The organism is Stenotrophomonas sp. TWI602 (genome assembly GCF_039674045.1).
In the GTDB taxonomy this organism is placed as follows: Bacteria; Pseudomonadota; Gammaproteobacteria; order Xanthomonadales; family Xanthomonadaceae; genus Stenotrophomonas.
The window spans coordinates 66,154-73,933 of record NZ_JBDJMT010000017.1 but is presented as its reverse complement, the minus strand read 5'-3'; the positions used below and the strand labels follow the sequence as shown (position 1 = coordinate 73,933).

The 7,780-nt window shown below is 65.2% G+C and carries 7 protein-coding genes; 4 read left to right on the top strand and 3 right to left on the bottom strand.

Translation table 11 applies throughout. The annotated features are described in order from the left end of the window. Positions 1-64 precede the first annotated feature (64 nt). Together ABE483_RS14660 and uvrA are read right to left on the bottom strand one after the other, a co-directional pair. Positions 65-472: a thioesterase family protein gene (locus tag ABE483_RS14660; RefSeq protein WP_265309403.1), complete on the bottom strand. Its 408-nt coding sequence runs from the start codon at positions 470-472 to the stop codon at positions 65-67. Continuing rightward, positions 469-3,444 (bottom strand): excinuclease ABC subunit UvrA, encoded by a 2,976-nt coding sequence (gene uvrA, locus ABE483_RS14655; protein ID WP_346481932.1) that lies wholly within the window; start codon positions 3,442-3,444, stop codon positions 469-471. Before uvrA ends, ABE483_RS14660 begins: the two co-directional genes overlap by 4 nt. A 295-nt stretch (positions 3,445-3,739) precedes the next feature. Here uvrA and rplU point away from each other — a divergent pair, with 295 nt between their 5' ends. The 3 genes from rplU (at position 3,740) to obgE (ending at position 5,580) form a co-directional block, all read left to right on the top strand. Next, on the top strand, positions 3,740-4,057 hold the full coding sequence (rplU, locus tag ABE483_RS14650) for a 50S ribosomal protein L21 (RefSeq protein ID WP_019184518.1): 318 nt from the start codon (positions 3,740-3,742) through the stop codon (positions 4,055-4,057). Positions 4,058-4,072: 15 nt separating this feature from the next. After that, positions 4,073-4,333: a 50S ribosomal protein L27 gene (gene rpmA / locus ABE483_RS14645; RefSeq protein WP_019184517.1), complete on the top strand. Its 261-nt coding sequence runs from the start codon at positions 4,073-4,075 to the stop codon at positions 4,331-4,333. 194 nt (positions 4,334-4,527) lie between these two features. After that, positions 4,528-5,580, top strand: coding sequence for a GTPase ObgE (obgE, locus tag ABE483_RS14640; RefSeq protein ID WP_313217598.1), 1,053 nt, complete (start codon positions 4,528-4,530; stop codon positions 5,578-5,580). A 184-nt stretch (positions 5,581-5,764) separates the two neighbouring features. Here obgE and rpsT read toward each other — a convergent pair whose 3' ends face one another. After that, positions 5,765-6,034 (bottom strand): 30S ribosomal protein S20, encoded by a 270-nt coding sequence (rpsT, locus tag ABE483_RS14635; protein WP_019184515.1) that lies wholly within the window; start codon positions 6,032-6,034, stop codon positions 5,765-5,767. 116 nt (positions 6,035-6,150) lie between these two features. Here rpsT and murJ point away from each other — a divergent pair, with 116 nt between their 5' ends. After that, on the top strand, positions 6,151-7,755 hold the full coding sequence (gene murJ, locus ABE483_RS14630) for a murein biosynthesis integral membrane protein MurJ (RefSeq protein WP_313219157.1): 1,605 nt from the start codon (positions 6,151-6,153) through the stop codon (positions 7,753-7,755). Positions 7,756-7,780: the final 25 nt, after the last annotated feature.

The window sequence follows — 7,780 nt, the reverse complement described above, 5'->3', positions numbered from 1 at the left end:
GGCCGGCACCCACGCAGTCCCATCAGGATCATGAAGCTGCCGGCCAGCGGCCGGCACTACCTGCTCAGGTGGACGCGGTGCGGATCGCCTCGGGCAACGGCGCGCTCTTGCCGGTCTGCGTGTCCATCCAGACCACTACCACGTTGCCGTCCGAATACAGCGTGCTGTCGTTCTTCTCGTCCACGATGCGGTGGCCGATGGTCACGCTGCTGTTGCCGAGGCGCTCGACGAACAGCTCCACCACGATGTCGTTGGGCCACACGATCGGCAGGCGGTAGTTGACGTTCGTGGCCGCCACCACCGGGGCGATGCGGTCGGTCATCGAAACGCCTTCCACGCCCAGCATCCAGCGCACGCGCGCTTCTTCCAGGTAGGAGATGTACTTGGCGTTGTTCACGTGGCCCATGCTGTCCATGTCGCGCCAGCGGACGCTGATCGGCACGCGGGCGAGGATCTTGTGCTCGTTGCTCATGCGGTCTTCTTCCTGGTCTTGCTGGGGGCTTTGGTCGCGGCGGTCTTGCGCACGGCCTTCTTCGGTTCCGGCTTGGCCTTGCGCGGCGGGCGGGCGTCGGGCTTGTTGGCCACGGCCGCCGGCTGTTCCGGGCGCGCGCTGGTGGAGGGCAGCATCTTGGCCAGGAACTCGCCGGTGTACGAGGTCGGGCAGGCCGCCACGTCTTCCGGCGTACCGGTGACCAGGATGGTGCCACCGCGATGGCCGCCTTCCGGACCCAGATCGACAATCCAGTCGGCGGTCTTGATCACATCCAGGTTGTGCTCGATCACCACCACCGTGTTGCCTTCGTCGCGCAGCTTGTGCAGCACGCCGAGCAGCGCTTCGATGTCGTGGAAGTGCAGGCCGGTGGTCGGCTCATCCAGGATGTACAGCGTGCGCCCGGTATCGCGGCGCGACAGTTCCTTGGACAGCTTCACGCGCTGCGCTTCACCACCGGACAGCGTGGTCGCGCTCTGGCCCAGCTTGATGTAGCTCAGGCCCACATCGACCAGCGTTTCCAGCTTGCGCGCGATGCTCGGCACCGGCTCGAACAGCTTCAGCGCATCTTCGACGGTCATCTGCAGCACGTCGTTGATGTTGTAGCCCTTGTAGAGGATCTCCAGCGTTTCGCGGTTGTAGCGCTTGCCGTGGCAGACATCGCAGGGCACGTACACGTCCGGCAGGAAGTGCATTTCCACCTTGATCAGCCCATCGCCCTGGCACGCTTCGCAGCGGCCACCGCGCACGTTGAAGCTGAAACGGCCCGGCGAATAACCGCGCGCACGCGCTTCGGGCACTTGCGCATACAGCTCGCGCAGCGGCGTGAACAGACCGGTGTAGGTAGCCGGGTTCGAGCGCGGGGTGCGGCCGATCGGCGACTGATCGATGTCCACCACCTTGTCGAACAGATCCAGCCCGTCCACTTCCTTGTAGGGCGCGATCGGGTGCGAGGAACCGTTGATCTCGTTGGCAGCCAGCGAGAACAGGGTGTCGTTGATCAGGGTCGACTTGCCCGAGCCGGACACGCCGGTGATGCAGGTCAGCAGGCCCGAGGGAATATCCAGGTCCACGCCCTTGAGGTTGTTGCCGCTGGCACCGCGCAGGTGCAGCGTCATCTTCGGGTTGGGCTTGTGCCGGCGCGCCGGGATCTCGATGGCGCGCTTGCCCGACAGGTACTGGCCGGTCAGCGAACGCGGCGCATCCAGGATGTCCTGCAGCGTGCCCTGGCCGACGATCTCGCCGCCGTGCACACCCGCGCCCGGACCGATGTCCAGCACGTAGTCGGCCAGACGGATCGCGTCTTCGTCATGCTCGACCACGATCACCGTGTTGCCGAGGTCGCGCAGGCGGGTCAGGGTGCCGAGCAGGCGCTCGTTGTCGCGCTGGTGCAGGCCGATCGACGGCTCATCCAGCACGTACATGACGCCGACCAGGCCGGCACCGATCTGCGAGGCCAGCCGGATGCGCTGGGCTTCGCCACCGGACAGCGTGTCGGCCTTGCGCTCCAGGGTGAGGTAATCCAGACCGACATCGACCAGGAAGCCGAGACGTTCACCGATCTCCTTGACGATCTTGCCGGCGATCTCGCCGCGCCAGCCGGGCAGGGTCATGCTGCTGAAGAACTTCAGCGCATCGTCGATCGGCATCACCACCAGTTCGGGCAGCGCACGGTCGGCCACGAACACATTGCGCGCGGCCTTGTTCAGGCGCTGGCCCTGGCACTCGGGGCAGTTGCGCTCGCTGATGTACTTGGCCAGCTCTTCGCGGACGGCCGAGGATTCGGTCTCTTTGTAGCGGCGTTCGAGGTTGGGAATGATGCCCTCGAAGCGATGCTTGCGCTGGGTGCGGCCACCGGCTTCGGTGAAGTAGGTGAAGGTGATCGTCTCCTCACCGCTGCCGTACAGCACGGCCTGGCGCACGTCCTCGGGCAGGCTCTGCCAGGGGGCATCGGTGTCGAACTTGTAGTGCTTGGCCAGCGAGGCGATCAGCTGGAAGTAGTACGCATTGCGACGGTCCCAGCCGCGCACGGCGCCGGCCGAGAGCGACAGCTCCGGGTGCACCACCACGCGCGAGGGATCGAAGAACTCGGCCATGCCCAGGCCATCGCAGCCCGGGCAGGCGCCGACCGGCGAGTTGAACGAGAACAGGCGCGGTTCCAGCTCCGGCAGCGAGTAATCGCAGACCGGGCAGCTGTACTTGGAAGAGAACAGATGCGCAGGGGCATCCTCCACATCCAGCGACTGCACCGAGACCATGCCGTCGCCCAGCTTCAGCGCGGTTTCAAAGCTCTCGGCCAGGCGCTGCTTGATGTCCTCGCGCGGGCGGAAACGGTCGATCACCGCTTCGATGGTGTGCTTCTGGCGCAGTGCCAGCGGCGGCACCGCGTCGATTTCATGCAGCTGGCCGTCCACGCGCACGCGCACATAGCCTTGCGCGCGCAGCTGGTCGAACACCTGGGCGTGCTCGCCCTTGCGCTCGCGGATCACCGGGGCCAGCAGCATGTAGCGCTGCTCGGCATCCAGGGTCAGCACGTGGTCGACCATCTGGCTGACCGTCTGCGCTTCCAGCGGGTAGCCGTGGTCCGGGCAGCGCGGGCTGCCGACGCGGGCGTACAGCAGGCGCAGGTAGTCGTAGATCTCGGTGATCGTGCCGACGGTCGAGCGCGGGTTGTGCGAGGTCGATTTCTGCTCGATCGAGATCGCCGGGGACAGGCCCTCGATGTGGTCCAGGTCCGGCTTTTCCATCACGCTGAGGAACTGGCGGGCATAGGCCGACAGCGACTCCACGTAACGACGCTGGCCTTCGGCGTAAATGGTGTCGAACGCCAACGAGGACTTGCCCGAGCCGGACAGGCCGGTGATGACAATCAGCTTGTCGCGGGGCAGGTCGAGATCGATGTTCTTGAGATTGTGCGTCCGCGCGCCGCGGATGCGGATGAAATCCATCGCCATGGGGGATCCGTTGTGGGGCTTCGGCTCAGGGAGCCGGCAAGCGGGTGGGGCAATCGGAAACGGCAATCGGTCAGCCTACCGAGCTTGGGATTTGGGGGCAATCGCGGACTTTGCCACCCCCATGTCTCATTCCCTGAGACCCCGCCAGCCGGTTTCCTGAACCGTATTCAGCCAAATCCGGGTCAGAGCAGGGGGTGGGTTGACCCGAAGTGGTTGAAGTCATTAAAATTCCGCTTCTGTCCGCCCTCGATGGCGGCAGTCCATAGACCACAATAACTACAGAGGAAGTCTGGTCATGTACGCAGTACTGGTAACCGGCGGTAAGCAATACCGCGTGGCGCAGGGCGAAACGCTCCGCGTTGAAAAGCTCGAAGTCGAAGTCGGCAACGAGATCAAGTTCGACAACATCCTGATGCTGGGCGACAGCGATGGCATCAAGCTGGGCGACGCGCTGAGCGGCGCTTCGGTCACTGCCAAGGTCGTGTCCCAGGGTCGTGCCGACAAGGTCCGGATCATCAAGTTCCGTCGCCGTAAGCACCACATGAAGCGCCAGGGTCACCGTCAGTACTACACCGAAATCGAGATCACCGGCATTGCCGGTGGCAGCAAGTAATAAGGAGAAGCAGTCATGGCACATAAGAAGGGCGTAGGCTCATCGCGCAACGGTCGCGACTCCAACCCGAAGTACCTCGGCGTCAAGATTTTCGGTGGCCAGGCCATCGATGCCGGCAACATCATCGTGCGTCAGCGCGGCACCCAGTTCCATCCGGGTACCGGCGTTGGCCTCGGCCGTGACCACACCCTGTTCGCGCTCGTCGACGGCAAGGTGGAGTTCTCGGTCAAGGGCCCGAAGAAGCGTCGTACCGTCAGCGTCGTCGCCGAAGCCTGATCTTCAGCGGTACGCAGGCGCCCACGCCACGGCGTGGGGTCGCTGACGAAAGCCCCGCTTCGGCGGGGTTTTTCGTTGGTATCAACTATCGGGCGGGACATTTCCCGCCGCCGGCCCTGGATCGTACCGGGGCCGTTAGACTCTGCGGTGGGGTGCACCTCGCGCCCGCCGCCTCCAGATTGGCATCCAGAATCATGAAACTTGTAGACGAAGCAGAAATCCAGGTGATCGCCGGCAATGGCGGCAACGGCTGCATCGGTTTCCGTCGCGAGAAGTTCATTCCGCTGGGCGGGCCGGACGGTGGCGACGGCGGTAATGGCGGCAGCGTGTGGATCCGCGCCGACGAGAACCTCAACACCCTGGTCGATTTCCGCCATGACCGCATCTTCAAGGCGCAGCGCGGCGAGAACGGCATGGGCCGCCAGGCCTATGGCAAGGGCGGCGAAGACCTGGTCATCACCGTGCCGATCGGCACCGTGATCATGAACGTCAGTACCGACGAAGTGATCGGGGACCTGACCAGCCATGGCGACCGCCTGCTGGTGGCCAAAGGTGGCCGCGGCGGCTTGGGCAACATGCATTTCAAGAGCTCCACCAACCGCTCGCCGCGCCAGGCGCTGCCGGGCGAAGAGGGTGAAGAGCGCCTGATCAAGCTCGAGCTGAAGCTGCTGGCCGACGTGGGCCTGCTGGGCTTCCCGAATGCCGGCAAGAGCACCCTGATCCGCGCCGTGTCCGCGGCGACCCCGAAGGTGGCCGATTACCCGTTCACCACGCTGTACCCCAATCTGGGTGTCGTGCGCGTGGAGAACTACCGCAGCTTCGTGATCGCCGACATTCCCGGCCTGATCGAGGGTGCGGCCGACGGCGCTGGGCTGGGCGCGCAGTTCCTGCGCCACCTGCAGCGCACCCGCCTGCTGCTGCACCTCGTGGATATCTCCCCGATGGAAGGCGGCGTGGAAGGCGTGTCGCCGATCGAGCAGGTCCGGGCGATCGAGCGTGAGCTGGAAAAGCACGACCCGGAGCTGCTGAACAAGCCGCGCTGGCTGGTGCTGAACAAGGCCGACCTGATGTTCGAGGACGAGGCCAAGGCCGCCGCCGAGAAGATCGTTGCCGAGCTGGGCTGGACCCAGCCGTGGTACCTGGTCTCGGCCCTCGGCCGTGAAGGCACCTGGCCGATCATGAACAACATCATGGCCTTCTTCGATCGCCAGAAGGAAGACGAGGCGCAAGCGCGCGATGCGTACTGAGCGCACCCGCGCGCCCCTGAGAAACCCGGCTCCGGCCGGGTTTTTCTGTGGTGACGCCGTCGCCGCCAGCCGGGCTGGACGCCGCAGATCGCAGGCAACAAAAAACCCGGCCGGGGCCGGGTTTTTTTCTGCGGCTGGATCGAAGCCACGCGGGGCGTGGCTCTACGACACCCGCAGCGCCGTATCAGGCGGCCTTGATGGCCTTGATGCGCGCGGTCAGGCGGCTCTTATGGCGAGCAGCCTTGTTCTTGTGGATCAGACCACGCGAGCTGAAACGGTCGAGGATCGGCTGGGCAACAGCGAAGGCTGCCTCGGCGCCGGCGGCGTCATTGGCATCCAGAGCCTTGATCACCTTCTTGACAGCGGTGCGCAGCATCGAACGCTGAGCCGTATTGCGCGCGTTGCGCACGACGGTCTGCTTGGCGCGCTTCTTGGCGGACTTGATATTGGCCACAGTGGTGGTTTCCTGAAAAATCGGTGTAATGGGAACAGCAAGCTGGAAAGTATGATGGCTCGAAAAATGTACGTCAAGTCAATTGTCAAGAGGGAACACGGGTGAGTTCACCAAGGATGTTGCGGGGCCTGCTGTCTTTCAGCAGCATGACCATGATTTCGCGGGTGTTGGGGCTGGTTCGCGACCTGGTCATCACCACCACGTTCGGCACCAATGCGGTGACGGACGCCTTCTGGGTCGCCTTCCGGGTGCCCAATTTCCTGCGCCGGCTGTTCGCCGAGGGCTCGTTCGCCACTGCGTTCGTCCCGGTGTTCACGGAGGTGAAGGAAACCCGCTCGCATGCCGAACTGCGCGAACTGATGTCGCGCGTGGCGGGCACCTTGGGAGGCGTCCTGCTGCTGGTCACCGCACTGGCGTTGATCTTCGCGCCGCAGCTGGCGACCCTGTTCTCCAGCGGAGTGGATACCGACCCGGCCAAGCACGGCCTGCTGGTGGACCTGTTCCGGCTGACCTTCCCGTTCCTGCTGTTCGTGTCGCTGACCGCGCTGGCCGGCGGGGCGCTCAACAGTTTCCAGAAGTTCGCGATGCCGGCGCTGACCCCGGTGATCCTCAACCTGTGCATGATCGCCGGTGCGCTGTGGCTGGCCCCGCGGCTGGGGGGTACCCCGGAGAAGCAGATCCTGGCCCTGGGCTGGGCGGTGCTGGCCGCCGGCCTGCTGCAGCTGCTGTTCCAGCTGCCGTCGCTGAAGGGCATCAACCTGCTGACCCTGCCGCGCTGGGGCTGGCAGCACCCGGGGGTGCGCAAGGTGCTGACCCTGATGGTGCCGACCCTGTTCGGTTCCTCGATCGCGCAGATCAACCTGCTGCTGGATACGGTGATCGCGGCCAAGCTGACCGACGGCTCGCAGTCCTGGCTGTCGCTGGCCGACCGCTTCCTGGAACTGCCGCTGGGCGTGTTCGGTGTGGCGCTGGGCACGGTGATCCTGCCGGCGCTGGCCCGCCACCATGTCAGTACCGACAAGGCCGGCTTCTCCAGTGCGCTGGACTGGGGCCTGCGCACCACGCTGTTGATCGCCATCCCCGCCATGCTGGGCCTGCTGCTGCTGGCCGAGCCGCTGATCGCCACCGTGTTCCAGTACGGCCGCTTCACCGCGTTCGATACCCGCATGACCGCGCTGTCGGTGTACGGCCTTAGCTTCGCCCTGCCAGCCTTCGCGCTGCTCAAGGTGGTGCTGCCGGCCTTCTATGCCCGCCAGGACACTCGCACCCCGGTCCGCGCCGGTGTGGTCGCGCTGGTGGCCAACATGGTCTTCAACTTCATCCTGCTGGCCGTGCTGTACCACGTGATGGTGCCGGAGGCGCTGAAAGCGCAGGGCGTCTGGGTCGCGTTGGGCAAGCAGCCGGGCCTGCATCTCGCGCTGGGTATCGCCAGCGCGCTGTCCAGTTATCTGAACCTTGGCCTGCTCTGGTATTGGCTGGGCAAGACCGATGTCTACCAGCCCAAGGCGGGGTGGGGCGGCTATGCGACCAAGCTGGGGCTGGCCTGCCTGGCCATGGTGGCGGTGCTGCTGGGCCTGCGCTACGGGATGGCGGACTTCACCGGCATGGATAAATGGCACCGGATCGGCAACCTCGCGCTGCTGGTCGGCGGTGGCGGTCTGACCTATCTGGTGGCCCTGGTCGCCATGGGCTTCCGTCCGCGCCACCTGCGGGAGCATTGATCCGGGGGCAGCCCGGCTATACTTC

Coding starts and splice junctions, on each gene's coding strand:
- rplU (WP_019184518.1), top strand. CDS start 3,740: ATGTACGCAGTACTGGTAACCGGCGGTAAGCAATACCGCGTGGCGCAG.
- uvrA (WP_346481932.1), bottom strand. CDS start 3,444: ATGGCGATGGATTTCATCCGCATCCGCGGCGCGCGGACGCACAATCTC.
- rpmA (WP_019184517.1), top strand. CDS start 4,073: ATGGCACATAAGAAGGGCGTAGGCTCATCGCGCAACGGTCGCGACTCC.
- obgE (WP_313217598.1), top strand. CDS start 4,528: ATGAAACTTGTAGACGAAGCAGAAATCCAGGTGATCGCCGGCAATGGC.
- ABE483_RS14660 (WP_265309403.1), bottom strand. CDS start 472: ATGAGCAACGAGCACAAGATCCTCGCCCGCGTGCCGATCAGCGTCCGC.
- murJ (WP_313219157.1), top strand. CDS start 6,151: ATGTTGCGGGGCCTGCTGTCTTTCAGCAGCATGACCATGATTTCGCGG.